This is a genomic window from Klebsiella sp. P1954 (assembly GCF_018199955.1).
GTDB lineage: Bacteria > Pseudomonadota > Gammaproteobacteria > Enterobacterales > Enterobacteriaceae > Klebsiella > Klebsiella pneumoniae.
The window spans coordinates 3,194,154-3,219,462 of sequence record NZ_CP073373.1 but is presented as its reverse complement, the minus strand read 5'-3'; the positions used below and the strand labels follow the sequence as shown (position 1 = coordinate 3,219,462).

The following is a 25,309-nucleotide window of genomic DNA, read 5'->3' as shown; positions in this document are numbered from 1 at the left end:
TATTTTTCGCGCTAAGGTGTTGGCAGATTTTCAGCAAAGGAAGCCACCATGGCGAAAGCGGCGCGTGCAACTATCAGCGATGTGGCGAAAGCCGCAAAGACCGGCAAAACCAGCATTTCACGTTATCTTAACGGCGAGAAGCATCTGCTTTCCGACGACCTGTTATCACGTATTGAAAAAGCCATTGCCGAACTCGACTACCGCCCCAGCCTGATGGCCCGCGGCCTCAAGCACGGCCGAACCCGCCTCATCGGCCTGATCATCGCCGATATCACCAATCCCTACTCGGTCAACGTCATGAGCGGCATTGAAGCAGCCTGCCGGGAAAAGGGCTTCACCCTGCTGGTGTGTAATACCAATAACGAGCTCGATCAGGAGCTGCACTACCTGGACCTGCTGCGCAGCTACCAGGTGGAAGGCATCGTGGTCAACGCAGTCGGTATGCGGGAGGATGGCCTGAACCGCCTGCAGCAGTCGGCCCTGCCGATGGTGCTGATCGACCGTAAAATCCCCGACTTCGCCTGCGATGTGGTCGGGCTTGATAACGCCCAGGCCGCCACCACCGCCACCGAACATCTGGTGGAAAAAGGATTCGAGGCCATCCTGTTTCTCAGCGAACCGCTGGGCTCGGTGAATACCCGTCGCGAGCGCCTGAGCGCCTTTCGCGCCACGCTTGCCCGCCACCACGGCGTGGTGGCCGAAAACGCCGAGGTGCAGCTTAACGACGGCGCGATGCTGGACAACGTCCTGCGTCAGTTCCATGCCCGCCACCGCGGGATGCGCAAAGCGGTCATCTCCGCCAACGGCGCGCTGACGCTGCAGGTAGCCCGCGCCCTAAAGCGCGTCGGCCTGATCTGGGGGAGCGATATCGGCCTGCTGGGCTTCGACGAACTGGAGTGGGCGGAGCTGGCCGGCGTCGGTATTACCACCCTCAAACAGCCGACGTGGCAGATCGGCTACGCGGCGGTCGAACAGGTTATTCGGCGCATTGCCGGCACTAACGACCCCATCCGCGAACGGGTATTTTCCGGCGAGCTTATCGTCCGCGGATCAACCTCCCGTTAACGATCCTTCGTGATGCCGATCATAAATTAAACATCTCGCCCTTTCTTATGGAACCGATACCATCTAGCGTATTAAGGAGATTAAGCAACAAACGCCGGGAGTAAGAGCGCGATGGCCAGAAAAATTATTGTCGTTACCGCTGCGTATGGTAATGACCATGTTAAATCCTTAGGCGGGCAGGCCGCCGTCCTGCCGTTTATCGCCAACGCCGGCGCGGACGGCGTCGAAATCCGCCGCGAGCTGTGCAGCGCGGAAGAGCTCAACGCTCTGCCCTCGCTGGCGGCCACCATTGAGCGCCACGGCCTGCTGGCCTGCTACTCCGCGCCGCAGGCGCTGTTCACCGACAACGGCGAGCTTAACCCGGATCTCCCGACGCTGCTCGCGGAAGCGCAAACTCTGAACGCTCTGTGGCTGAAGCTCTCCCTTGGCCATTTCCTCCACAATCAGCAGTTGGATGAGCTGCGCGATATCCTCAGCGACAGCGGCATGGCGTTGGTGGTAGAGAATGACCAGACCGACTGCGGCCAGCTGGCGCCGATGCAGCGCTTCAAAGCCGCCTGCCGGGTCCATCAGCTGCCGATCACCTTAACGTTTGATATGGGCAACTGGCTGTGGGTTGGCGATTCGCCGGAAGAGGCGGCACGTCATCTTGCGCCGGCAGTCAGCTATATTCATGTTAAAGCGGCGGAGCCTCATCATGAGAAATTCCGCGCTGTACCGCCGGATCAGGCCGCCGAACGCTGGCTGGCCCTGCTCGATAATCTTCCCGCCGACGCGCCGCGTGGAATCGAGTTTCCGCTGACTGGCCATGACCTGACGGCCGTGACCCGCCGCTACGTCAACCTGTTACGCGAGGATTAAGTCGTGGAAAATTTAGATGTCATCACCATCGGCGAAGCTATGGCCATGTTTGTCGCCACCGAAACCGGGGATCTGGCCGAGGTGGAGCATTTCATGAAACGTGTCGCCGGCGCCGAGCTGAACGTCGCCACCGGCCTGGCGCGCCTGGGCCTGAAAGTCGGCTGGGTGAGCCGCGTCGGCAACGACAGCTTTGGCCGCTTCGTACTGCAATCGCTGGCGAAAGAGGGGATCGATAGCCACGCTGTGGCCATCGACAACCGCTTCGCTACCGGTTTCCAGATGAAATCGAAAGTCGAAAATGGAACCGATCCCATTGTGGAGTATTTCCGCAAAGGATCCGCAGCCAGCCATCTTTCGCCGGACGATTTTCGCGCCGACTACTTCACCAGCGCCCGCCATCTGCACCTGAGCGGCGTCGCGGCGGCCCTTTCTGAGAGCTCTTACGCGTTGCTGGAGCATGCGGCGAAGGTAATGAAAGCCGAAGGAAAAACCCTCTCTTTCGACCCCAATCTGCGCCCGGTGCTGTGGAAAAGCGAAGCCGAGATGGTGGAGAAACTCAACCGTCTCGCCTTCCAGGCTGACTGGGTTTTGCCAGGCTTAAAAGAGGGCGTGATTCTTACCGGCCAGCAGACCCCGGAAGGGATTGCCGATTTCTATCTCTCCCGCGGCGTCAAGGCGGTAGTCATTAAAACCGGCTGCGACGGCGCCTGGTTCAAGAGCGCCAGCGGCGAACAGGGAACGGTCGATGCCATTAAAGTCGATAACGTCGTCGATACCGTCGGTGCCGGCGACGGCTTTGCCGTCGGGGTGATTAGCGCCCTGCTGGAAGGCAAAACCCTGCTTCAGGCGGTGAACCGCGGCAATAAAATCGGTTCGCTGGCGATTCAGGTCCAGGGCGACAGCGAGGGGCTGCCCACTCGCGACGCGCTGGGCGAGTAACTTTTCTACGCAACGATAACAGCCGTCCTGTACCCTACCTGCAGCGCGGCACAGCAGCGTCCGTTTCGACGGACGTATGTCTCCTCATTGACAGAGGCAAGCCTATGAATAGCTCAACAAATGCAACGAAACGCTGGTGGTACATCATGCCTATCGTGTTTATCACGTATAGCCTGGCGTACCTCGACCGCGCCAACTTCAGCTTCGCCTCCGCGGCAGGCATTACCGAAGACCTGGGCATCACCAAGGGGATCTCCTCCCTGCTGGGGGCGCTGTTCTTCCTCGGCTACTTCTTCTTCCAGATCCCCGGCGCTATCTATGCGGAGCGCCGCAGCGTTCGCAAACTGATCTTTATCTGCCTGATCCTGTGGGGCGGTTGCGCCTCCCTGACCGGTATTGTGCATAATATCCCGGCGCTGGCGGCGATCCGCTTTATCCTCGGCGTCGTCGAAGCCGCGGTGATGCCGGCGATGCTTATCTATATCAGCAACTGGTTCACCAAATCAGAGCGCTCTCGCGCCAACACCTTCCTGATCCTCGGTAACCCGGTGACGGTCCTGTGGATGTCGGTAGTCTCCGGCTACCTGATTCAGGCCTTCGGCTGGCGGGAAATGTTCATCATCGAAGGGGTGCCGGCGGTGATCTGGGCCTTCTGCTGGTGGGTGCTGGTGAAAGATAAGCCGTCGCAGGTGTCCTGGCTGGCGGAGAGTGAAAAAGCGGCGCTGCAGGAACAACTGGATCGTGAACAGCAAGGCATCAAAGCGGTGCGTAACTATGGCGAAGCCTTCCGCTCCCGCAACGTGATCCTGCTCTGCGCGCAGTATTTTGCCTGGAGTATCGGCGTATACGGCTTTGTACTGTGGCTGCCGTCGATTATCCGCAGCGGCGGTGAAAATATGGGGATGGTGGAAGTGGGCTGGCTCTCTTCTGTCCCGTACCTGGCGGCCACCATCGCCATGATCGTCGTCTCCTGGGCCTCGGATAAACTGCAAAACCGTAAGCTGTTCGTCTGGCCGCTGCTGCTGATTGGCGGACTGGCCTTCATCGGTTCCTGGGCGGTCGGCGCCAACCACTTCTGGGTCTCCTACACCCTGCTGGTGGTGGCCGGGGCGGCAATGTATGCGCCTTACGGCCCCTTCTTCGCCATTATTCCGGAAATGCTGCCGCGCAACGTCGCCGGGGGCGCCATGGCGCTGATCAACAGCATGGGCGCGCTGGGCTCCTTCTGCGGCTCGTGGTTTGTCGGCTACCTGAACGGCGCCACCGGCAGCCCCGCAGCGTCCTATATTTTTATGGGGGTAGCGCTTTTCGCCTCAGTATGGCTGACTTTGATTGTTAAGCCAGCTAATAATCAAAACCTTCCACTTGGCGCTCATCACGCCTGAACGACTCATACTACGGAGATTCGCATGAAGCCGTCTGTCATTCTCTATAAAACGCTTCCCGACGACCTGCTACAGCGTCTGGAGGAGCACTTTTCCGTCACTCAGGTGAAAAACCTGCGGCCGGAGACCGTTTCGCAGCACGCTGAGGCCTTCGCCCAGGCTGAAGGCCTGCTGGGCTCCAGCGAAAAGGTTGACGCCGCGCTGCTGGAGAAGATGCCGAAGCTGCGTGCGACCTCCACCGTTTCCGTTGGCTATGACAACTTCGACGTCGAGGCGCTGAACGCCCGCCGGGTGCTGCTGATGCATACCCCGACCGTGCTGACCGAGACCGTCGCCGATACGGTCATGGCGCTGGTGCTGAGTACCGCGCGCCGGGTGGTGGAAGTGGCGGAGCGCGTCAAAGCGGGTGAATGGACGAAGAGCATTGGTCCGGACTGGTTCGGCACGGATGTTCACCATAAAACCTTAGGCATCGTCGGCATGGGCCGCATCGGTATGGCGCTGGCGCAGCGCGCCCACTTCGGGTTCGGCATGCCAATCCTGTATAACGCGCGTCGCCAGCATCCGCAGGCGGAAGAACGCTTCAATGCCCGCTATTGCGATCTCGATACCCTGCTGCAGGAGGCTGACTTTGTCTGCCTGATCCTGCCCCTGAGCGAAGAGACTCACCATCTGTTCGGTCAGGCGCAGTTTGCCAAAATGAAATCTTCCGCCATCTTCATTAACGCCGGGCGTGGCCCGGTAGTGGACGAGCAGGCGCTGATCGCCGCCCTGCAGAACGGTGAGATCCACGCTGCCGGTCTCGATGTGTTCGAACACGAACCGCTGGCCAAGGACTCACCGCTGCTGAGCCTGCCGAACGTCGTCGCGCTGCCGCATATCGGCTCCGCCACCCATGAGACGCGCTACAATATGGCGGCCTGTGCGGTGGACAACCTGATCGACGCCCTGAACGGCAACGTAGAGAAAAACTGCGTCAATCCGCAGGTAAAATAAGCCATAAAAAAACCCGAGTAACGGCGGCAACCGCCCTCCCCGGGTTCTTTTTGCATCCTGTCCATCATCCTGCCCGTTCGCCGCAGCCAACGTCAGCCAGATGAAGCATTAACGGGTGGCGTTCACCGCCGCCGTCCATGCCTGATTAAACGCCTGATGCTGCGCCGCCAGCGGCCCAATCAGCGCATTGTACTGGCTGGCCTGCTGGGAGGTCGGGAACTGAATGCCGTTGGCGACAAAGCTCACCTGCGTCCCCTGCTGAGCGACAAAATCCCCCACCTGAACCAGCTGCTGGGTAAAGATCTGCGCGGCCGGGATCAGCGGCTGCAGCGCGTCGGCTGGCGCCGTCACCACCTTGGCGTAAACCTGATCGAAGACCGGCTTGAGATCGTCAGCCTGCTTCAGCGCGCCATGCGCGGCATCGGCCTGCATTTTCGCATTCTGCAGCTGCTGGCTGAGCACGCCCAGCGCGCCGTTCGCCTGACGCAGCGGCTCACGCTGGGTCATATAATCCTGCGGGACGCGGATCGCATTGACGCTGTCCACCACCGGGCGCAGACCAGCGTCCATCGCCTGGCTCACCTGCTGCGAGTAACCGTAGATCACCGCGTAGTCAGAGACAAAAGGCCCAAACTGTTTTTTCTGATCGGCGGTCAGCGTCGGCAGACGTTCACCGCTACGCATCGCCGTATTCTGCAGGAAGTCGATAAACGCTTTGCGCTGATCGCCCTCTTTATCAAAACACCCACTCAGGCTAACCACCATCAATAAGGCCGCCATAGCCGCAAACCAGCGAGAGCAGGACTTTCCTGTCGCCATTTTTTTACTCCTTTCAGCCAAAAAAAGCGCACAACGGCACACACGTGCCAGACGCTGACAAGGATAGTCCAGCTCGGCCTCGCAGGATACCCTTTCCTGCTAATCTTACGCGGGAAAAACACCATTTTGCACGCCATCGTCGCGCTGTAGAACGTCTGTTATGCGCATCACAAATATGGTCTTAAGATCAGGTGGGCCAGCATCTCATAAGTCATTGATATTAATATAAATAAAAAGCCACAACCCGGCACTGCGCCTTAAAGCGGACGATAATCGCACGCTTTGGCACGCGTCTGGATTGCCTGCCTCGCACTTCAATGATTTGATGAATGAGCGATTAACGGCGACATGTTCGATTATCGCACAAATCAAACTCAACGACGCGAAGGCGACGATAATAATAAACCTCTGTCCCTCGCTCAGTCTGCCAGGAAAGCCGTATGACTAAGACAACCATCGACATTCAGGCCTTTATCAACGAGCACCCCTTCACCCGCTACCAGTGGATGATCCTTGCGCTCTGCTTTATCACCGTCGCGATGGACGGGTTCGATACCGCAATTATCGGGTTCATCGCCTCCGACCTGGTGCAAGAGTGGGGCGTGGAAAAATCGGCTCTCGGCCCGGTGATGAGCGCCGCGCTGGTGGGTCTGGCGGTCGGCGCCTTAACCGCAGGGCCGCTGGCTGACCGCATCGGCCGCAAAAAAGTGCTGATCATGTCGATCGTGGTGTTCGGCGGATTCAGCCTGCTCACCGCCTTCGCCACCAGCCTTAATCAGCTGACGCTGCTGCGCTTCCTGACCGGTCTGGGCCTTGGCGCGGCGATGCCGAATGCCGCGACGCTAATGAGTGAATATGCGCCGGAGCGCCGTCGGGCGCTGCTGGTGAACCTGATGTTTGTCGGCTTTCCGATGGGATCTTCGCTGGGCGGCTTTTTATCCGCCTGGATGATCCCGCACTATGGCTGGCAGAGCGTGCTGGTGCTGGGCGGCGTGATGCCCCTCCTGCTGGCGGTGGCATTAATATTCCTGCTGCCAGAGTCCGTCCGCTATCTGGTAGTGAAGCAGCACCCGGCGCAGCGCATTGCTGCTATCCTGCGCCATATCGCGCCGCTGCCGAAGACAGTGGAATTTGTACTACGCGAAGCGGGCCAGGTGAAAGAGAAATCCGCGATCGGCGTCATTTTCTCTCCTCGCTACGCGGTGGGTACCGTGATGCTGTGCCTGACCTACTTTATGGGTCTGCTGATTTTCTATCTGCTGACCAGCTGGCTGCCGCTGCTCATCCGTGAAACCGGCGCCTCGATGAGTCAGGCCTCAATTATTACCGCCCTGTTCCCGCTCGGCGGCGGGATTGGCGTGCTGATCCTCGGCGCCCTGATGGACAAGATCAACCCCAATAAAGTGGTGGCCGTCGGCTGGCTGCTGACCGGCGTTTTTGTCTGCCTGGTGGGCTTCTCCACCAGCAGCCTGGCGCTAATGGGAGTGATGGTCTTTATCGCCGGCAGCATTATGAACGGCGCGCAGTCGTCGATGCCGGCGCTGGCGGCTGGCTTCTATCCGACGCAGGGGCGCGCCACCGGCGTCGCCTGGATGCTGGGTATCGGCCGCTTCGGCGGCATCCTCGGCGCGTTCAGCGGCGCCTTCCTGATGCAGGCTCAGCTCTCCTTTGAGACCATTTTCACCCTGCTGGCCATCCCGGCGTTCCTGTCAGCCATTGCGCTGCTGATCAAGTACCGGGTCAGTAAATCCGTGCCGGCGACGACAGATGAGGCGAGAAGCCTGCAGAAAGCCTAACCCTATAAGCCGGCGCCCCGCGCCGGCTTTGCCGCTTTTTTCTTATCCTTTTACAAAAATTTTCGAAGCCACCTCATCGCGTTAATAATCATTCTTTTAGGCTACGCTGCCGTTTGGCTGTCGGGGCAGATTCGATAGCCTGTTGGCAAATAATCACCGACGTTACCATCCCTTGCGCCATTTTCTGACTATTCTTAATGAGCTATAGAAAAATCTTTTCCGCTGTGTGATAAAAGGAGTTCTCAATGGAATATAAAGATCCCGTGTTTGAACTGCTGAGCAGCCTGGAACACATCGTTTTTAAGGATGATAATCAGAAACTTACCTCAAACCGTAAATCCACTGTGTTTAGTGAATTTGAACAGCTGCGTAAAGGCACTGGACTTAAGATTGACGACTTTGCCAACGTCATGGGCGTGAGCGTCGCCATGGTAAGAGAGTGGGAGTCGAGACGGGTCAGACCGTCTCCCACCGAGCTGAAATTGATGCGCCTGATTCAGGCCAATCCACAGCTTTCACGACAATTACTCGATTAATCTCGCGCGCAGCGGCAAAGGCCAGTAAGGGAGCTTTTGCCGCTGCACCGTAAAAAAAAGTTTGCTATCAGGTGCTGAACGTGCGTTAATGCTCGCAGGTTTGATGTACAGACCACAGAGCAGTCGAATAGAGCAGTCCTTCTAAGGTTATCCAAAGATACCCCCGTAGTGAACTTTCCCTTTATCGCTTTAAATCTGTAGTCCAGACCCCTACGCCGCAAGGCTCACTTATTTTTTTAAAGGTAATTCACTATGTCCGGTAAAATGACTGGTATCGTAAAATGGTTCAACGCTGACAAAGGCTTCGGCTTCATCACTCCTGACGATGGCTCTAAAGACGTGTTCGTACACTTCTCTGCTATCCAGAACGATGGCTACAAATCCCTGGACGAAGGTCAGAAAGTATCCTTCACCATCGAAAGCGGCGCTAAAGGCCCGGCAGCTGGCAACGTAACTTCTCTGTAAGTTCAAGCCGCTAAGAATCGAGAATCCCTGCCTGATGGCGGGGATTTTTTTTATCTGTCGCCAGTAGCCGCCAGCATAAGATGGCGGCTACTGGGCATTCAGAGCAGGGAAAAGTGCCAGCCCGTCTCCCGCCACGCCAGACTATGGGTCAGCTTCAGACCTTGTAAAAACGCCTCATCATGCGACACCACCAGCATCGCGCCGGGAAACGCCGCCAGCGCGCTTTCAATAGCCTGCGTCGATGCTAAATCGAGATGGTTGGTCGGCTCATCCAACAAAAGCAGTTGGGCAGGCTCGCGTCGCCAGAGCACGCACGCCAGAGCCGCTTTCAGGCGCTCGCCGCCGCTGAGCGCCGACAGCGGCAGAGTGACCTTATCCGCGCCCAGCTGGAGCTGCGCCAGGCGGGTGCGCAGGAGGCCCTCATCCAGGGGGGTATCTTCCAGGCTCAGGTGCGCCATTACCGACAGGGATAAATCCAGCTGCGTCAGATGTTGATCGAGGTAAGCGGCGCTCACCGAAAGCCGGACATCGCCTGACGCGGCCTGCTCCAGCCCCAACAGCGTTTTCAGCAAAGTGGTTTTGCCACAGCCGTTTGGCCCCTTTAGCGCGATGCGCATCGGGCCATCGATACGCCAGTTCAGCGGCGCAGCCGGCGCATGGTCGAGCTGTAATGACTCCACCACCAGCACCTGCTTGCCGGCGGCCACTTCGCTACCCGGCAGGGTGAACATCACCGGATTGTCGTCTTCTATCCGCTCCCGCGCCTGCTGCACGGCGGCATTCAGACTGCTGTTCTGTTCACGATGCTGACGGCGCAGCGCTCCCGGGCGCTCTTTTGCCGAGCCTTTGTACTTCACGCGTTCGAAGGAGGCGATATTTAGCGTATCAACGGTACGCAGCGTCTGAGCCGAGCGCCGCTGGGCGGCGTCATGCTCCTTTTGCATTCGCGCGCGGGGGCGCCGTCGGTCGGTCACGGCATGCTCCAGCGCCGCGCGCGCGGCCTGCTGCTCCGCCATACGCTGGCGCTGATATTCATCATAGTTGCCGCCGTAGCTGCGCAGCGCCGTCGGTGTCAGCTCAATAATCCTCGGCATCCGCGTCAGCAGCTCGCGGTCGTGGCTGGCGATCAGAGCCCCGCCCTGCCAGCTTTCCAGTTGGTGATAGAGCCACTCCCGCCCCTGGCGGTCCAGATGGTTGGTAGGCTCATCCAGCAGCAGATAATCGGCGCCCGAGACGAAGGCGCCGCACAGCAGAGCCTTCATCCGCTCGCCGCCGCTGAGTGAAAACGCGGGGCGATCGGCAGAGAACGGCGGGAGATCGGCTTCACGGAACGCTAAACTCAGGCGATCGGTGAGATCCCAGTGACCATCTAACAGATCGAAATCGTCGGCCAGCCCTTGGCCCTGTTCAAGGCGAGACAAGGCGGCAAAAACCGACGCATAGCCCAGCAGCGTAGCGAGGGTGGTCTCCGGCGTGAGCGTCGGCTGCTGCGCTACCCAGGCAACGGCGGCGGCGCGCTCAATATGGCCGCCGGCAGGAGAATCAAGGCCCGCCAGCAGACGCAGCAGACGCGTCTTGCCGACGCCGTTCCGGCCGACCAGGCCGCAAAGGGACGGTTCCAGCGAGACGCTGAGCGGACCAAACAGGGTCTGTCCCGTCGCAAACTGACAGGTGACCTGATGTAAAACAAAAGCGGGGATGTGGGCGCAATGAGCCATAAGCACTCCTGAATGAAATCAATACTCCCCTACCCGCAACGTCTGCGAGGTAAGGCGTGAAATTCATCAGTCGTGTTTGTTCATTTGTGGGGCGCGCTCCGGTGAGACGAGGGATTCGTCGGGACATAGGATAGCCACACTCCGGTATGCGTTGCAAGCCTGTTTTATTCAACGATCTTGTAAAAATAAAAAGGCCTCCTGATATCAGGAGGCAAATGATTTATTTGGTGAACAATGAAAGGGTGCATTGAGAATGCCTGACACCGCAAGCATGGTGGGGATAGATCCCCACCAGATGCTCTTACTGTTTAATATCACAGGCTAAGAATGCCACCAGCTCAATATTTCCCTGCCTGCGCTGTAATTCACATAGCGAATCACGAACCATCCAGGTCAATAATAAAATAGTGAAGCAAATCACTACTAAGCCAAACAACAGATACTTTTGCAGCATTCCACGCCTCCAGTGTGTGTAAGTTCACACAGATATTGCAAATACCTCAGGGTTAATAAGGGGGTTACCTGATGTTGATGCAACATGTCGGAGTAGGCTATTTTGGGTATTACCGAGCAACTGCTTATGCGATGAAACACTCCCTTATGCCCGAGATTGCGAAGTTAAGAATGAAGGCCCTGAACTTCTGGGATAAGCATGGTATCCGTGCCGCAGCTGATGCTTTTGGCGTATCAACACGAACGCTCTACTGGTGGCGCCAGTTGCTTCGCACCGGTGGTCCTCAGGCGCTTATTCCAAGAAGCAAAGCCCCCCTGGTTCGCCGTTCAAGGCACTGGCACCCTGATGTGATCAAGGAAATCAGGCGCCTGAGAACTGAGCTACCCAATCTCGGCAAAGAGCAGATTTTTGTCAGGCTGAAGGCATGGTGTGAACTGCGACATTTTACCTGTCCCAGTACATCAACCATTGGAAGGATCATTGCCGGAGCGCACGATAAAATGCGGATGGTTCCCGTTCGCCTCAGTGCCAGAGGCAAAGTCAGGTTGATAAAAAAACGCTCAGTGAAGCCCAGAAGGCCTAAACAGTACCGCCCGGTAAAAACAGGCGAACTCATAGGGATGGACGCGATTGAACTCAGAATGGGGGATCTGCGCCGCTATATTATTACCATGATCGACGAGCACAGCGACTACGCGCTCGCCCTGGCAGTTCCTTCACTCAACAGCGATATCACCAGCCATTTCTTCAGCAAGGCCACAAAGCTCTTTCCTGTTGCTATCAAACAGGTTGTTACTGACAACGGTAAGGAATTCCTTGGAAACTTTGATAAAACGTTGCAGGAAGCCTCGATTAAACACATCTGGACCTATCCGTACACACCGAAAATGAATGCGACCTGTGAGCGATTTAACCGGACACTTAGAGAACAATTTATTGAATTCAATGAATTGTTGCTTTTTGACGACCTGAATTTGTTTAATCAAAGAATGGCTGAATATCTGGTGCTGTATAACAGCAAAAGGCCACATAAATCACTCGAACTGATGACGCCAGTGGACTATATTTTACGTGAGAGTAAAAATTGCAATATGTGGTGGACCCATACACAGTGTTGATTTTCAACAAGTAAGAGGCTACTCTTATGGTGTTCATGCATAGGGGAGCCTCACTTTGATTACTATCAGGTGGGGCTTTTCTCTGTCTGTCTCCCGCTGAATACCTGAGACACACAGTCTCAAGCACCCGCCGCCATTCTAGCGTAAATACCTCTCGGAATTATGTTTATATATTCCTAAAACATTTCTCAACGATGAATGCAAATAATGAAGATATCAATGGCAGAATTATTAACGGTTCACCTATTTATATTTCACGTATAAAAAAACCTGCCCTGAGGCAGGTCTTTATTATTACCGATACGCTTACTGCAGCAGAGAAATATCCGCCACTTGCAGGAACAGTTCACGCAGTTTGGACAGCAGCGTCAGACGGTTGATGCGAACATCTTTGTCTTCAGCGTTAACCATCACGTTCTCGAAGAACTCATCCACCGGCTCGCGCAGCGCGGCCAGCTCAATCAGCGCATCCTGATAACGGCCTGCGGCGAAATACGGCTGCAGCTTGTCGCGCAGCACCACCAGATTACCCGCCAGCTTGATTTCCGCCGCTTCTTTCAGCACTGAAGCGTGAACGATGTCGTTCAGCGTCTCATCGGATTTCGCGAGGATGTTAGAGACACGTTTGTTTGCCGCCGCCAACGCGGAGGACTCTTCCAGAGTACGGAAGTGCGATACCGCCTTCATACGCGCATCGAAATCCGCCGGGCGGGTTGGACGACGCGCCAGTACCGCCTGGATCGTGTCGACGCCGTAGCCTTCGTCCTGATACCAGGCACGGAAGCGGCCCAGCATAAAGTCGATCACATCATCAACCACGTTGGCGTTGGTCAGCTTCTCACCGTACAGACGAACCGCTTCTTCGGTCAGCGTCTGCAGATCGAGATCCAGGTTCTTCTCAACGATGATACGCAGCACGCCCAGCGCGGCGCGACGCAGCGCAAACGGGTCTTTATCGCCTTTCGGATGCTGACCGATACCAAAGATACCCGCCAGGGTGTCCATCTTATCGGCAATCGCTACCGCGCAGGCCACCGGATTAGACGGCAGCGCGTCGCCAGCAAATCGCGGCTGATACTGCTCGTTCAGCGCCACGGCCACGTCTTCCGCTTCGCCGTCATGGCGCGCGTAGTGCATCCCCATCACGCCCTGGGTGTCGGTGAACTCGAAGACCATGTTGGTCATCAGGTCGCACTTGGACAGCAGGCCCGCGCGGGTTGCGTGGTTCACGTCAGCGCCAATCTGTTCGGCAATCCAGCCCGCCAGCGCCTGGATGCGATCGGTCTTGTCGCGCAGAGTCCCAAGTTGCTGTTGGAACAGCACGGTTTCCAGACGCGGCAGGTTATCTTCCAGACGTTTTTTACGGTCGGTATTGAAGAAGAACTCGGCATCGGCCAGACGCGGACGGACCACCTTCTCGTTACCGGAGATGATCTGCTGCGGATCTTTGGACTCGATGTTGGCCACGAAGATAAAGTTCGGCAGCAGTTTGCCGGCGTTGTCGTAGACCGGGAAGTACTTCTGGTCGCCCTTCATGGTGTAAACCAGCGCTTCAGACGGCACAGCGAGGAATTTTTCTTCGAACTTCGCCGTCAGCACCACCGGCCATTCCACCAGCGAGGTGACCTCTTCCAGCAGGCTTTCGCTCAGATCGGCTTGACCGCCAATCTTACGCGCCGCCTCTTGCGCATCAGCTTTGATTTTGGCTTTACGCTGTTCGTAATCGGCGATGACTTTACCGCGCTCCAGCAGGATCTGCGGGTACTGGTCGGCATGGTCGATGGTGAACTCCGGCTCGCCCATAAAGCGATGGCCGCGAATCACGCGATCGGACGGAATACCGAGGATAGTGGCCGGGATCACTTTGTCACCCAGCAGCAAAGTCACCGTGTGTACCGGACGCACGAAGTGGACGTCAGACGCGCCCCAGCGCATCAGTTTCGGGATCGGTAGCTTCGCCAGCGAGCTGGCAATCATGTTCGGCAGCAGCGCTTCGGTGCTTTCACCCTTCACATGGGCGCGATACAGCAACCACTCGCCTTTGTCCGTGGTCAGACGTTCGGCCTGATCGACGGTGATACCGCAGCCGCGCGCCCAGCCTTCGGCCGCTTTGCTTGGCTTGCCTTCGGCATCGAACGCCTGGGCAATAGCCGGGCCGCGTTTTTCCACTTCGCGATCGGCTTGCGCCGCCGCCAGGTTGGCCACCTTCAGCGCCAGACGACGCGGGGCGGCAAACCATTCCACTTTACCGTGCGCAAGGCCAGCGTTATCCAGCTCCGCGGTCACATTCGCAGCAAAAGATTCCGCCAGGCTGCGCAGCGCTTTTGGTGGCAGCTCTTCAGTGCCGATTTCCACCAGAAAAGTATTCTCAGACATGGCCGCCTCTTATTTATTCTTGTTGCACATCGGGAAGCCGAGCGCTTCACGGGAAGCGTAGTACGCTTCCGCCACTGCTTTAGTCAGGGTGCGAATGCGCAGGATATAGCGCTGACGCTCGGTGACGGAGATGGCTTTACGCGCATCCAGCAGGTTGAAGCTGTGAGCCGCTTTCAGAATACGCTCGTAGGCCGGCAGCGGCAGCGGGGTCTCCAGCGCCAGCAGCTGCTGGGCCTCTTTCTCATATTGTTCGAAGCAGGTGAACAGGAAGTCGACGTCGGCATATTCGAAGTTATAGGTGGACTGCTCCACTTCGTTCTGGTGGAACACGTCGCCGTAGGTGGTTTTCCCCAGCGGGCCATCGCTCCAGACCAGGTCATAGACGCTGTCCACACCCTGGATGTACATCGCCAGACGCTCCAGACCGTAGGTGATCTCGCCGGTCACCGGCTTACACTCGAGGCCGCCGACCTGCTGGAAGTAGGTGAACTGCGTCACTTCCATGCCGTTGAGCCACACTTCCCAGCCCAGACCCCAGGCGCCTAGCGTCGGGTTTTCCCAGTTGTCTTCGACAAAGCGAATGTCGTGGATAGTCGGGTCCATACCCAGCTCTTTCAGCGACCCGAGGTACAGCTCCTGGATGTTGTCCGGAGAGGGTTTAATCACCACCTGGAACTGATAGTAGTGCTGTAAACGGTTCGGGTTTTCGCCATAGCGGCCATCGGTTGGACGACGGGAAGGCTGTACGTAGGCGGTCGCCATCGGCTCCGGTCCTAACGCGCGCAGGCAGGTCATCGGGTGAGAGGTGCCGGCGCCGACTTCCATGTCCAGTGGTTGAACAATGGTGCAGCCCTGACGAGCCCAGTAATCCTGTAAGGTCAGGATCAGGCCCTGGAAGGTCCTGGTATCAAACTTTTGCATATGATTTCGTGCTGGATACGTGTGGATTTAAAGGAAGGAGTCAGTATACCCGCTGGCTGCGAGATATACAGTACGAAACGGCGTTGTTTCAGGAAAACGGACGAAATTTACGCCAGGCGGGGTCGATTCAGCGCATCGAAAGATGCATAAACTGGCCGTCCGGGTCAAAGGAACAGATGAAACGCTCATTCTTGCCGGTACGGCCAGAAAGCTCATAGCTCGCCTGGAATTGTTCAAAGTGGTTCACGTCAACGAGCTGCGTTTGCGTGTTATAGCGGATAGCCGCCTGATCCTTGCAAAGCTGCGCCATATTGAGCGTGGTTTGCGGCGTAATACGAGCGCGCTGCGCTTTTTGCGTCGGCGGGGAGACGGTCTCGCTGCAGCCCGCGAGGAGCAGCACCAGCATGACGGAAACAACACCTTTCACCACGTTCTCCTCCACCGCCTTGTTAGCAAGTTGTTATCCTAAAGATTCAGTATTACAGGTATTTTGCGAATATCATGAAACTGCGACAAGTCTGTGACCGAAAACTCAGACTAATCTATTGCGACACCGGGAAACCGGGCAGGTCATATCTTATTTCGCCAGCAGACATTGAGGGACTGATGCAAGAAAAGATACACTGGATCACCAACCTGCGCGGCATCGCCTGCATGATGGTGGTGATGATCCACAGCACCAGCTGGTATATCACTCACCCCCATGCGATTACCCTGCTGCAATGGGATATCGCCAATCTGCTCAATTCCGCCTCCCGCGTCAGCGTGCCGCTGTTTTTTATGATCTCGGGCTACCTCTTTTTTGGGGAACGCAGCGCCCAGCCGCGCCATTTCTGGCGGATTGGCCTGTGCATTGCGTTCTATAGCGCGCTATCTCTGCTGTATATCACGCTGTTTACCCATATCAACGTCGAGCTGTCGTTAAAGAATTTGCTGCAGAAGCCCGTCTTCTACCACCTGTGGTTTTTCTTTGCTATCGCCGTCATCTACCTGCTCTCGCCGCTGCTTCAGGTTAAGTCCACCAGTAGCACAATGCTGCTGGCGCTGATGGCGATCCTCGGCATTCTGGCCAACCCCAATATGGTCAGCGTTAAAGCCGCCGGGATTGAGTGGCTGCCAGTCAACCTTTATATCAACGGCGACACCTTCTACTACGTGCTCTACGGCGTGCTGGGCAGAGCCATTGGCACCCTGGACACCGATAAAAAATGGCTAACACCGCTCTGCGCCGCGCTGTTCATCGCCGCCGTGTGGGTCATTTCCCGCGGCACGCTGCATGAGCTGCGCTGGCGCGGAGACTTCGGCGACACCTGGTATCTCTACTGCGGACCGGCGGTGTTTGTTTGCGCGGTCACCCTGCTGACGCTGGCCAAAAACTGGCTTAACGCGGGTCCCCTGCCCGGTATCGCCTGCATTGCGCGACATTCGCTGGGGATCTACGGCTTTCATGCCCTGATAGTGCATGCGCTGCGCGCCAGCCATCTGGAGCTATCCCGCTGGCCGCTGCTGGATATTGTGTGGATATTTAGCGCCGCCCTGCTCGGCAGCCTGCTGCTGTCAGGCCTGGTGCAGCGGATTGATAGCCGCCGGCTGGTCAGCTAACGGTCCGCCGCCCAGGGGGGCCCGACTTACGTCTCAGGCCCCTCTTCCGTCACGCTGAGAGGTTCCCGTAAGCGCGTCGGGTCCCAGACATCACGCACGTTTTTCTGTACCGCAACAGCGCCAAACAGGCTCAAAAAATACGCCAGCCCATAGAACCCTTTCTCGCTGAGCAGCAGAGTGGCATTCCACAGTCCGATAACCAGCAGACCTACAGCGATAACGAAGACCACCAGACAGGTGGTGTAGTACAGCGCGGTGGTCGGAATGGCTTCATACTTATCGCGCACCGTCTTTTGATAAGATGCCGCGGCAAACAGCCCCAGTACCAGGACGGCAAAATAATAGCCTTTCTCATTCAACTGCATATCGGCATTCCACAGCCCCACCAGATAGGTGACGATGCCGCCGATCAGGGCAATCCAGGAGATCAAATGAAACGCAGGAGAATACGTCGCGTGCTTGTTTTCCATCACTTTTTACCTTTTACGCGCCTCGGGGCGGCGCTTATTCCGTTTTTTGCATCGCGCGGGCGATGCGGGTCCGTTCGGGGGTTGCCGATGCGCCATATAAGCAGACAAACCATGCCGCGATATAGACGGCTTTTTCATGCCAGTCTGCCGGTACATACCAGGCGCCGACCAGCAGCAGGCCGACCGATAGCAGCAGCACCAGCCGGCATAAGGCAATAAAACCGTCGTCCTGTTCCTGCCACTGACTGGCGCGCTGATGGGCGAGAACAGCAAACATCCCCATCACCAGCACGCCGAGAAAATACCCTTTGCCGCTGAACAGCGGGCAGGTCCGCCAGATACCGAGCAGATAAACCAGCGATCCTGCCGCCATCATCCCCCTGGCAATATTGCGTTTTGTGATCATCTCACCTCCCTGGTCGACAGGGGCTGATTATGACCGACTCCCTCGGCGATGCCTCAGATTACGTACGACAAAGCGGAGATTTCGGAATAAATAAATACGCATTTATGGATGGATGTAGCCGGGACATTCAGGAAGGGAATCCGCCCGGCGCTGCCGGACGGACTGAGGCTAAGACATCAGCGGTTTCAGTTGCTGATAAATCTGGCGGAAGGTTTCCCGCTGCGGCGCATAGTGGGCCACACGGCGATCGTCCGGGCGATGGGCTTGTTCAAGCGGCAGCGGCTTCAGCAGCCCGGGGCGGTCTGCCTCGTCGTGAACCGCCAGCTGCGCCAGCCTGGCGGCCCCCAGCGCCGGGCCGACATCGCCCCCGGTACGGTAATCGAGCTGCAGGCCGCTGATATCCGCCAGCATTTGCCGCCAGTAAGCGCTGCGCGCCCCGCCGCCGATAAGCGTGATGCTCTGCGGCTTGATGCCGCAGGCGTGCACCACGTCCATACCATCCGCCAGCGCATAGCCCACCCCTTCCAGCACCGCCCGCGCCAGCTCTGCCGGCCCATGCTGATGCGTCAGGCCAAAAAAGACGCCCTTGGCCTGCGGGTTGTTGTGCGGCGTGCGTTCGCCCGACAGATAGGGCAGGAACCACACCGGACCGGCGCTTTCATCCGCCGTCTGCGCCGCCGCGATCAGCGCCGGCACGCTGGCGAGACCGGTTAATTTTGCCGCCCAGTCCAGACAGGAGGCCGCGCTGAGCATCACCGACATCAAATGCCAGCGGCCCGGCAGGGCATGGCAGAAGCTGTGCACCGCGCTTTCGGGTTTGCTAAGGAACCCTTCACTGACGGCGAAGTAGACGCCTGAGGTGCCCAGCGACAGCATCGCCTGACCGGCATCGGCCATGCCGACCCCGACCGCGCCCGCGGCGTTGTCGCCCCCGCCGCCCACCACCAGCGCCGGCGGCATATTCCACGCCTGCGCCACCTCAGGTCGCAGTTGCCCGGTGACGTCGCTGCCTTCGAACAGTGCCGGCATCGCATCCCGACTGAGATCGCAGGCGGCGAGCATCTCGTCGCTCCAGTCGCGCCGGGCGACGTCCAGCCACATCGTGCCGGCGGCGTCAGACATATCGCTGGCGAGCTCGCCGGTCATGCGCAGGCGCAGATAATCCTTGGGCAGCAGCACTTTATCGACCTGGCTGAACACTGCCGCCTCGTGGCGCTGTACCCATAAGAGCTTCGGCGCCGTAAAGCCCGGCATCATCAGGTTGCCGGTGATCTGCCGGGAAGCGCTGACTTTGTCTTCCAGCAGCTGGCACTCTTCGGCGCAGCGGCCGTCATTCCATAAAATGGCCGGACGCAACACCTGTAACGATTTATCCAGTAGGGTGGCGCCGTGCATCTGTCCGGCAATGCCCAGCGCCTTCACGTCGCGCAGGCTATGCTGCGCGCCCAGGGCTTTCATCGCCGTGTCCGTCGCCAGCCACCACTGTTCGGGATCTTGCTCCGACCACAGCGGATGCGGACGCGAGACGGTGAGTTTTTCGGTATGCGATGCCACTACCTCACCCTGCTCATTGAGCAGGATGGCTTTGACGCCCGACGTCCCCAGATCGATGCCGATATACATACTCCCTCTCCTTAAACGCGCGCCACGGCTGAGCGTGGCGCGAACAGAGCATCCTGGTTGCGGCGCCGGTCACGCCGGGCGCCGCCGCATGATTACTTGTCAAACAGATAATGGTTGACCAGGTTTTCCAGTTGTTCCTGCTGGCCGCTGCGATGCTGCGGCGCCAGCTGATGCTGAGCGGCATACTGGGCAATATCGCTCAGGGTCATCTGCCCGTTAAGGATCTGCTGCCCCAGCTCACCGTTCCAGCCGGCGTAGCGTCTGGCCACGCGCTTATCCAGTTCGCCGTCCTCGATCATCCGCGCCGCGACCTTCAGCGATAGCGCCATGGTATCCATCGCGCCAATATGACCATAGAACAGATCGTATTTGTCGGTGCTCTGCCGGCGCACTTTCGCATCAAAGTTGAGGCCGCCGGTAGTGAAGCCGCCCGCTTTAAGAATTTCATACATCACCAGCGCATTCTCTTCGACGCTGTTCGGGAACTGGTCGGTATCCCAGCCCAGCTGCGGATCGCCGCGGTTGGCGTCGACGGAGCCGAACAGCCCCAGCGCGATGGCCGTCGCAATTTCATGATGGAACGAATGGCCGGCGAGCGTGGCATGGTTAGCTTCAATATTCAGTTTAATCTCTTTTTCCAGACCAAACTGTTTGAGGAAGCCGTAAACGGTAGAGGCATCATAGTCATACTGATGCTTGGTCGGCTCCTGCGGTTTGGGCTCAATCAGCAGCGTGCCTTTAAAGCCGATTTTATGCTTATGCTCCACCACCAGCTGCATAAAGCGGCCAATCTGCTCACGCTCCTGGCGCAGGTCGGTATTCAGCAGGGTTTCATAGCCCTCGCGACCGCCCCACAGCACATAGTTTTCACCGCCCAGTTGATGGGTGGCATTCATGGCGGTGACCACCTGGGTGGCCGCCCAGCTAAATACTTCCGGATCCGGGTTGGTGGCCGCGCCGGCGCCGTAGCGCGGGTTGGTAAAGCAGTTTGCGGTCCCCCACAGAAGCTTCACGCCGCTCTGCTGCTGTTTCTCAGCCAGCACCTCGACCATCCGGGCGAAGTTATTGCTGTACTCCTTGAGCGAAGCGCCTTCCGGCGAGACGTCAACGTCGTGGAAGCAGTAGTAAGGCACGTTGAGTTTATGGAAGAATTCGAACGCCACATCGGCTTTGCGTTTGGCCATCTCCAGGGCGTCGCCAGGCTGCTGCCAGGGACGATCAAAGGAGCCCACGCCAAACATATCGGCGCCATTCCAGCAGAAGGTGTGCCAGTAACAGGCCGCAAAACGCAGATGATCTTCCATCCGTTTGCCCAGCACCAGTTCATCCGGGTTGTAATGACGGAAAGCCAGCGGGTTAGTGGATTTCGGGCCTTCGTAACGAACGCGATCGAGTTGATCGAAATAGGTCTGCATAGAGAACTCCATATTCAGAGATGCGGCGAATAACCAATCAGATACCCTAAATAATTCGAGTTGCAGGAAGGCGGCAGGAGCGCGAGTCCCCGGTAACCGGGGGCGGAGCAACGAATGTCACCAACCCACCTACAACTTGAAGTATGACGGGTTTAAGCCAATATAGAATTTCGCTTTCATTTTCCTCAATTACGTTATTTCACACCGCCATTGAGAGAATCCACAAACGTGCGCCAGCTCGCAAAAATAATATCCAGTCGCCGTTGCGCCGCTCTGTCAGAGACAGTCCAGTGCAATAATAAGAGCGTGCATGAATAAAATACGATCGCCGTCATAATTTGCACATTAAACGAAATTTCATAACGGCAAAATAAGAACCGGTAATTGCCAGCCCTGCTTTCCGCGTTAAGAATCTGTAACGTATCCGCAACCTCATGTATCAAACATTATTTTCCGTTCGTCTTACCTACCCTTACAAAAAAGGTATCGTTATTATGAAGATAAAGAACCTTTGCCTTACGCTTTGCGCCAGCTCCCTCCTGCTCGCCAGCATGGCGGGGATGGCGAAAGAAGTGAAGATTGGCATGGCCATCGACGATCTGCGTCTGGAGCGCTGGCAGAAAGACCGTGATATTTTCGTCAATAAAGCGGAATCCTTAGGCGCCAAAGTTTTTGTCCAGTCCGCTAATGGCAATGAAGAAACGCAGATGTCGCAAATTGAAAACATGATCAACCGCGGCGTCGATGTGTTAGTCATTATTCCTTATAACGGCCAGGTACTCAGTAACGTTATTAAAGAAGCCAAGCAGGAAGGTATTAAAGTCCTGGCCTATGACCGTATGATTAATAATGCCGACATTGATTTCTATATATCTTTCGATAATGAAAAAGTTGGTGAAATGCAGGCGCAAAGTCTGGTCGACAAAGTGCCGCAGGGTAATTATTTCCTGATGGGCGGCTCGCCGGTGGATAATAACGCTAAACTGTTCCGCGCCGGACAGATGAAGGTTCTCAAGCCGTATGTCGATGATGGCAAAATTAAGATTGTCGGCGATCAGTGGGTTGACGGCTGGCTGCCGGAGAACGCGCTGAAAATAATGGAAAACGCGCTAACGGCGAATAATAACAAGATCGATGCCGTGGTCGCCTCCAATGACGCCACCGCCGGCGGCGCCATCCAGGCCTTAACCGCCCAGGGGCTGGCCGGCAAAGTGGCGATCTCCGGTCAGGATGCTGACCTGGCGGGCGTGAAGCGCATTATTTCCGGTACCCAGACGATGACCGTCTATAAACCGATTACCACCCTGGCCACCAACGCCGCTGAAATCGCCGTTGAGCTGGGTAACGATAAGCAGCCGAAGGCCGATACTACGCTGAATAACGGCTTAAAAGACGTCCCTTCGCGCCTGTTAACGCCAATTGAGGTGAATAAAGAAAATATCGACGCCACGGTGATTAAAGACGGTTTCCATAAAAAGAGTGAACTGTAATGGCTGACGCCCCGCTGCGGGGCGTCATTTTCATCCCGCCGGATATCACTGTTGCGGAGTCTTTATGACCTGGCTACTCGAAATGAAGAACATCACCAAAACCTTCGGCGCTGTTAAAGCCGTGGATAACGTCAGCCTGCGCCTGAACGCAGGCGAGGTGGTCTCGTTATGCGGTGAAAATGGGTCGGGGAAATCGACGCTGATGAAGGTGCTGTGCGGTATCTATCCGCACGGAAGCTATGAGGGCGAGATTATTTTTGCCGGCGAAACGCTGCAGGCAAACCATATTCGCGATACCGAACGCAAAGGCATCGCCATTATTCATCAGGAGCTGGCGCTGGTGAAACATCTCACCGTGCTGGAGAATATTTTCCTCGGCGCCGAGATATCCCGCCATGGTCTGCTGGATTATGAAACCATGACGCTGCGCTGTCAGAAGCTGTTGGCGCAGGTCAATCTGCCCATTTCCCCCGATACCCGCGTCGGCGACCTCGGCCTTGGTCAGCAGCAGTTGGTGGAGATCGCCAAGGCGCTGAATAAACAGGTTCGCCTGCTGATCCTCGACGAACCGACCGCCTCCTTAACCGAACAAGAAACCGCGACGCTGCTGGCGATCGTTCGCGATCTGCAAAACCACGATATCGCCTGCATCTATATCTCGCATAAGCTCAATGAGGTCAAAGCGATCTCCGATACGATCTGCGTGATCCGCGACGGCCAGCACATCGGCACCCGCGATGCCAGCGGCATGAGCGAAGACGATATCATCACCATGATGGTCGGCCGCGAGCTCACCGCGCTCTATCCCAGCGAGCCGCACGCCCACGGCGAGGAGATCCTGCGGGTTGAACATTTAACCGCCTGGCACCCGGTAAACCGCCATATTAAACGGGTCAATGACGTCTCATTTTCCCTGCGTCGCGGAGAAATCCTCGGCATCGCCGGGCTGGTCGGCGCCGGACGTACCGAGGCGGTACAGTGCCTGTTCGGCGTCTGGCCGGGGCGCTGGCAAGGGGAGATCTTTATTGATGGCCAGCCGGTGAGCATCTCTAACTGCCAGCAGGCCATTGCCCACGGCATCGCCATGGTGCCGGAAGACCGCAAAAAAGACGGCATCGTGCCGGTGATGGCGGTGGGCAAAAACATTACCCTCGCGGCGCTCAACCAGTTCACCGGCGCAATGAGCAGCCTGGACGACGCCGCCGAGCAGCACTGCATTCAGCAGTCCATTCAGCGTTTGAAAATTAAAACCTCCTCGCCGGAGCTGGCGATTGGCCGTCTGAGCGGCGGCAACCAGCAAAAGGCGATTCTGGCGCGCTGTCTGCTGCTCAATCCGCGCATTCTGATCCTCGACGAACCCACCCGTGGCATCGATATCGGGGCGAAGTATGAAATTTATAAACTGATTAACCAGCTGGTGCAGCAGGGCATCGCGGTCATTGTCATTTCATCCGAACTGCCCGAGGTGCTCGGTCTCAGCGATCGGGTGCTGGTCATGCACGAAGGCAGACTAAAAGCCAATTTGGTTAATCAACATCTGACCCAGGAACAGGTGATGGAAGCCGCGCTGAGGAGCGAACGCCATGTCGAAGAACACGTCGTCTGAAATCAAACTCACCCCAACCGCCCCCGCGGCCCTGCCGGCGCTAAAAGGGCTGAATCTCCAGGTCTTCGTGATGATCGCCGCCATCGTCGTCATTATGCTGTTTTTCACCTGGGTTACCGATGGCGCCTACCTGAGCGCACGCAATATCTCCAACCTGCTGCGGCAGACGGCCATCACCGGCATCCTCGCCGTCGGCATGGTGTTTGTGATTATTTCGGCAGAAATCGACCTCTCCGTTGGCTCGATGATGGGGCTGCTGGGCGGCGCTGCGGCGATCTTTGACGTCTGGCTCGGCTGGCCGCTGCCGCTCACCATTCTGGTGACGCTGGTGATGGGCCTGCTGCTCGGCGCGTGGAACGGATGGTGGGTAGCCTATCGCAAGGTGCCCTCGTTTATCGTCACCCTCGCCGGGATGCTGGCGTTTCGCGGCATTCTGATCGGCATCACCAACGGGACCACCGTCTCGCCCACCAGCCCGGCGATGTCGCAGATCGGCCAAAGCTACCTGCCAGACGGCATCGGCTTCGGCATCGGCGTTGTCGGCATGGCGGTGTTTATCGTCTGGCAGTGGCGCGGGCGGATGCGCCGGCAGGCGTTAGGTCTGGCGACCTCGTCCTCCACCGCCGCCGTCGGCCGCCAGGCCATTACCGCGGTGATTGTGCTGGGCGCAATCTGGCTGCTCAATGACTATCGCGGCGTACCGACCCCGGTGCTGATCCTCGCCGCCCTGCTGCTGGCGGGCCTGTTTATGGCCACCCGCACCGCCTTTGGTCGCCGCATCTACGCCATCGGCGGCAACCTGGAGGCGGCCCGTCTGTCCGGGATTAACGTCGAGCGTACCAAGCTGGCGGTGTTTGCCATTAACGGCCTGATGGTCGCCATTGCCGGGCTAATCCTCAGCTCACGGCTCGGCGCGGGGTCGCCTTCGGCGGGCAATATCGCCGAACTGGACGCCATCGCCGCCTGCGTCATCGGCGGCACCAGCCTGGCGGGCGGCATCGGCAGCGTCGCCGGGGCGGTAATGGGGGCGTTTATTATGTCGGCCCTGGATAACGGCATGAGCATGATGGACGTCGCCACCTTCTGGCAATATATCGTTAAAGGCGCCATTTTGCTGCTGGCGGTGTGGATGGACTCTGCCACCAAGCGGCGCGCATAAGGAGAGACTCTCTGAAGAATGTCTGAATTCTTTGCGCTACCGCCAAACTTCGCCATAAGGCGCTTGAAATATCTCGGGCATTAGCCGGT

Annotated in this window: 23 protein-coding genes; 13 read left to right on the top strand and 10 right to left on the bottom strand. The window is 57.5% G+C overall.

What is annotated here, in order from left to right:
* The first annotated feature begins 48 nt into the window (after nt 1-48).
* The 5 genes from KB890_RS15405 (at nt 49) to ghrB (ending at nt 5,246) form a co-directional block, all read left to right on the top strand.
* The gene (locus KB890_RS15405) at nt 49-1,065 is read left to right on the top strand and encodes a LacI family DNA-binding transcriptional regulator (protein ID WP_002921918.1); all 1,017 of its coding nucleotides are present in this window, start codon (nt 49-51) and stop codon (nt 1,063-1,065) included.
* 111 nt (nt 1,066-1,176) lie between these two features.
* Entirely contained in the window at nt 1,177-1,926 is a 750-nt protein-coding gene (locus KB890_RS15400) for a sugar phosphate isomerase/epimerase family protein (protein ID WP_002921919.1), read from the top strand.
* 3 nt (nt 1,927-1,929) lie between these two features.
* Nucleotides 1,930-2,865 (top strand): sugar kinase, encoded by a 936-nt coding sequence (locus KB890_RS15395; protein WP_002921921.1) that lies wholly within the window; start codon nt 1,930-1,932, stop codon nt 2,863-2,865.
* Nucleotides 2,866-2,969: 104 nt separating this feature from the next.
* Nucleotides 2,970-4,250, top strand: a complete 1,281-nt coding sequence (locus KB890_RS15390) for an MFS transporter (RefSeq protein ID WP_002921927.1) — start codon at nt 2,970-2,972, stop codon at nt 4,248-4,250.
* Between the two features lie 24 nt (nt 4,251-4,274).
* Nucleotides 4,275-5,246, top strand: coding sequence for a glyoxylate/hydroxypyruvate reductase GhrB (ghrB, locus tag KB890_RS15385; RefSeq protein WP_004145219.1), 972 nt, complete (start codon nt 4,275-4,277; stop codon nt 5,244-5,246).
* Nucleotides 5,247-5,354: 108 nt separating this feature from the next.
* On the opposite strand, the gene KB890_RS15380 is transcribed toward ghrB, so the two are convergent.
* On the bottom strand, nt 5,355-6,065 hold the full coding sequence (locus KB890_RS15380) for a DUF3053 domain-containing protein (RefSeq protein WP_002921929.1): 711 nt from the start codon (nt 6,063-6,065) through the stop codon (nt 5,355-5,357).
* 440 nt (nt 6,066-6,505) lie between these two features.
* Between KB890_RS15380 and KB890_RS15375 the strand changes: the two genes are divergently transcribed.
* The 3 genes from KB890_RS15375 to cspA all read left to right on the top strand — a co-directional run bounded on the left by KB890_RS15375 (nt 6,506) and on the right by cspA (nt 8,862).
* Nucleotides 6,506-7,861 (top strand): MFS transporter, encoded by a 1,356-nt coding sequence (locus KB890_RS15375; RefSeq protein ID WP_004181511.1) that lies wholly within the window; start codon nt 6,506-6,508, stop codon nt 7,859-7,861.
* A 245-nt stretch (nt 7,862-8,106) separates the two neighbouring features.
* Nucleotides 8,107-8,397 carry an HTH-type transcriptional regulator gene (locus KB890_RS15370; RefSeq protein WP_002921931.1) on the top strand — a complete coding sequence of 97 codons (291 nt, stop codon included), beginning with the start codon at nt 8,107-8,109 and terminating at the stop codon, nt 8,395-8,397.
* A gap of 252 nt (nt 8,398-8,649) precedes the next feature.
* Entirely contained in the window at nt 8,650-8,862 is a 213-nt protein-coding gene (gene cspA, locus KB890_RS15365; RefSeq protein WP_000014594.1) for a transcription antiterminator/RNA stability regulator CspE, read from the top strand.
* A gap of 98 nt (nt 8,863-8,960) precedes the next feature.
* Here cspA and KB890_RS15360 read toward each other — a convergent pair whose 3' ends face one another.
* Both KB890_RS15360 and hokA read right to left on the bottom strand, forming a co-directional pair.
* Nucleotides 8,961-10,580: an ATP-binding cassette domain-containing protein gene (locus tag KB890_RS15360; RefSeq protein ID WP_004181512.1), complete on the bottom strand. Its 1,620-nt coding sequence runs from the start codon at nt 10,578-10,580 to the stop codon at nt 8,961-8,963.
* Between the two features lie 301 nt (nt 10,581-10,881).
* Nucleotides 10,882-11,034 (bottom strand): type I toxin-antitoxin system toxin HokA, encoded by a 153-nt coding sequence (gene hokA / locus KB890_RS15355; protein ID WP_004181513.1) that lies wholly within the window; start codon nt 11,032-11,034, stop codon nt 10,882-10,884.
* A 71-nt stretch (nt 11,035-11,105) separates the two neighbouring features.
* Here hokA and KB890_RS15350 point away from each other — a divergent pair, with 71 nt between their 5' ends.
* The gene (locus KB890_RS15350; protein ID WP_023327762.1) at nt 11,106-12,152 is read left to right on the top strand and encodes an IS481 family transposase; all 1,047 of its coding nucleotides are present in this window, start codon (nt 11,106-11,108) and stop codon (nt 12,150-12,152) included.
* A gap of 306 nt (nt 12,153-12,458) precedes the next feature.
* On the opposite strand, the gene glyS is transcribed toward KB890_RS15350, so the two are convergent.
* The 3 genes from glyS to KB890_RS15335 form a co-directional block, all read right to left on the bottom strand.
* Complete coding sequence (glyS, locus tag KB890_RS15345) at nt 12,459-14,528, bottom strand: glycine--tRNA ligase subunit beta (RefSeq protein WP_002922127.1); 2,070 nt, start codon at nt 14,526-14,528, stop codon at nt 12,459-12,461.
* Between the two features lie 9 nt (nt 14,529-14,537).
* Complete coding sequence (gene glyQ, locus KB890_RS15340) at nt 14,538-15,449, bottom strand: glycine--tRNA ligase subunit alpha (protein ID WP_002922128.1); 912 nt, start codon at nt 15,447-15,449, stop codon at nt 14,538-14,540.
* A 127-nt stretch (nt 15,450-15,576) separates the two neighbouring features.
* Nucleotides 15,577-15,876 carry a YsaB family lipoprotein gene (locus KB890_RS15335; protein WP_002922129.1) on the bottom strand — a complete coding sequence of 100 codons (300 nt, stop codon included), beginning with the start codon at nt 15,874-15,876 and terminating at the stop codon, nt 15,577-15,579.
* Nucleotides 15,877-16,055: 179 nt separating this feature from the next.
* Between KB890_RS15335 and KB890_RS15330 the strand changes: the two genes are divergently transcribed.
* A complete protein-coding gene (locus tag KB890_RS15330) occupies nt 16,056-17,051 on the top strand; it encodes an acyltransferase (protein ID WP_004181515.1) in 996 nt (331 codons plus the stop codon).
* A gap of 26 nt (nt 17,052-17,077) precedes the next feature.
* Here KB890_RS15330 and yiaA read toward each other — a convergent pair whose 3' ends face one another.
* The 4 genes from yiaA to xylA all read right to left on the bottom strand — a co-directional run bounded on the left by yiaA (nt 17,078) and on the right by xylA (nt 20,965).
* Nucleotides 17,078-17,524 carry an inner membrane protein YiaA gene (gene yiaA / locus KB890_RS15325; protein WP_004188180.1) on the bottom strand — a complete coding sequence of 149 codons (447 nt, stop codon included), beginning with the start codon at nt 17,522-17,524 and terminating at the stop codon, nt 17,078-17,080.
* Nucleotides 17,525-17,555: 31 nt separating this feature from the next.
* The gene (gene yiaB, locus KB890_RS15320; RefSeq protein WP_004181516.1) at nt 17,556-17,927 is read right to left on the bottom strand and encodes an inner membrane protein YiaB; all 372 of its coding nucleotides are present in this window, start codon (nt 17,925-17,927) and stop codon (nt 17,556-17,558) included.
* A 168-nt stretch (nt 17,928-18,095) separates the two neighbouring features.
* Nucleotides 18,096-19,550 carry a xylulokinase gene (gene xylB / locus KB890_RS15315; protein WP_004150156.1) on the bottom strand — a complete coding sequence of 485 codons (1,455 nt, stop codon included), beginning with the start codon at nt 19,548-19,550 and terminating at the stop codon, nt 18,096-18,098.
* Nucleotides 19,551-19,642: 92 nt separating this feature from the next.
* Complete coding sequence (gene xylA, locus KB890_RS15310; RefSeq protein ID WP_002922139.1) at nt 19,643-20,965, bottom strand: xylose isomerase; 1,323 nt, start codon at nt 20,963-20,965, stop codon at nt 19,643-19,645.
* Nucleotides 20,966-21,459: 494 nt separating this feature from the next.
* Here xylA and xylF point away from each other — a divergent pair, with 494 nt between their 5' ends.
* The 3 genes from xylF to xylH all read left to right on the top strand — a co-directional run bounded on the left by xylF (nt 21,460) and on the right by xylH (nt 25,220).
* Nucleotides 21,460-22,455, top strand: a complete 996-nt coding sequence (xylF, locus tag KB890_RS15305; RefSeq protein ID WP_004152040.1) for a D-xylose ABC transporter substrate-binding protein — start codon at nt 21,460-21,462, stop codon at nt 22,453-22,455.
* Between the two features lie 64 nt (nt 22,456-22,519).
* Nucleotides 22,520-24,061 carry a xylose ABC transporter ATP-binding protein gene (locus KB890_RS15300; RefSeq protein WP_002922346.1) on the top strand — a complete coding sequence of 514 codons (1,542 nt, stop codon included), beginning with the start codon at nt 22,520-22,522 and terminating at the stop codon, nt 24,059-24,061.
* On the top strand, nt 24,039-25,220 hold the full coding sequence (xylH, locus tag KB890_RS15295; protein ID WP_002922349.1) for a xylose ABC transporter permease XylH: 1,182 nt from the start codon (nt 24,039-24,041) through the stop codon (nt 25,218-25,220). Before KB890_RS15300 ends, xylH begins: the two co-directional genes overlap by 23 nt.
* Nucleotides 25,221-25,309: the final 89 nt, after the last annotated feature.

What these genes read in the sequence shown, in the direction of transcription:
- KB890_RS15405 (WP_002921918.1), top strand. Translation starts at nt 49, where the DNA reads ATGGCGAAAGCGGCGCGTGCAACTATCAGCGATGTGGCGAAAGCCGCA.
- KB890_RS15400 (WP_002921919.1), top strand. Translation starts at nt 1,177, where the DNA reads ATGGCCAGAAAAATTATTGTCGTTACCGCTGCGTATGGTAATGACCAT.
- KB890_RS15390 (WP_002921927.1), top strand. Translation starts at nt 2,970, where the DNA reads ATGAATAGCTCAACAAATGCAACGAAACGCTGGTGGTACATCATGCCT.
- ghrB (WP_004145219.1), top strand. Translation starts at nt 4,275, where the DNA reads ATGAAGCCGTCTGTCATTCTCTATAAAACGCTTCCCGACGACCTGCTA.
- KB890_RS15380 (WP_002921929.1), bottom strand. Translation starts at nt 6,065, where the DNA reads ATGGCGACAGGAAAGTCCTGCTCTCGCTGGTTTGCGGCTATGGCGGCC.
- KB890_RS15375 (WP_004181511.1), top strand. Translation starts at nt 6,506, where the DNA reads ATGACTAAGACAACCATCGACATTCAGGCCTTTATCAACGAGCACCCC.
- KB890_RS15370 (WP_002921931.1), top strand. Translation starts at nt 8,107, where the DNA reads ATGGAATATAAAGATCCCGTGTTTGAACTGCTGAGCAGCCTGGAACAC.
- cspA (WP_000014594.1), top strand. Translation starts at nt 8,650, where the DNA reads ATGTCCGGTAAAATGACTGGTATCGTAAAATGGTTCAACGCTGACAAA.
- KB890_RS15360 (WP_004181512.1), bottom strand. Translation starts at nt 10,580, where the DNA reads ATGGCTCATTGCGCCCACATCCCCGCTTTTGTTTTACATCAGGTCACC.
- hokA (WP_004181513.1), bottom strand. Translation starts at nt 11,034, where the DNA reads ATGCTGCAAAAGTATCTGTTGTTTGGCTTAGTAGTGATTTGCTTCACT.
- KB890_RS15350 (WP_023327762.1), top strand. Translation starts at nt 11,106, where the DNA reads ATGTTGATGCAACATGTCGGAGTAGGCTATTTTGGGTATTACCGAGCA.
- glyS (WP_002922127.1), bottom strand. Translation starts at nt 14,528, where the DNA reads ATGTCTGAGAATACTTTTCTGGTGGAAATCGGCACTGAAGAGCTGCCA.
- glyQ (WP_002922128.1), bottom strand. Translation starts at nt 15,449, where the DNA reads ATGCAAAAGTTTGATACCAGGACCTTCCAGGGCCTGATCCTGACCTTA.
- KB890_RS15330 (WP_004181515.1), top strand. Translation starts at nt 16,056, where the DNA reads ATGCAAGAAAAGATACACTGGATCACCAACCTGCGCGGCATCGCCTGC.
- yiaB (WP_004181516.1), bottom strand. Translation starts at nt 17,927, where the DNA reads ATGATCACAAAACGCAATATTGCCAGGGGGATGATGGCGGCAGGATCG.
- xylB (WP_004150156.1), bottom strand. Translation starts at nt 19,550, where the DNA reads ATGTATATCGGCATCGATCTGGGGACGTCGGGCGTCAAAGCCATCCTG.
- xylA (WP_002922139.1), bottom strand. Translation starts at nt 20,965, where the DNA reads ATGCAGACCTATTTCGATCAACTCGATCGCGTTCGTTACGAAGGCCCG.
- xylF (WP_004152040.1), top strand. Translation starts at nt 21,460, where the DNA reads ATGAAGATAAAGAACCTTTGCCTTACGCTTTGCGCCAGCTCCCTCCTG.
- KB890_RS15300 (WP_002922346.1), top strand. Translation starts at nt 22,520, where the DNA reads ATGACCTGGCTACTCGAAATGAAGAACATCACCAAAACCTTCGGCGCT.
- xylH (WP_002922349.1), top strand. Translation starts at nt 24,039, where the DNA reads ATGTCGAAGAACACGTCGTCTGAAATCAAACTCACCCCAACCGCCCCC.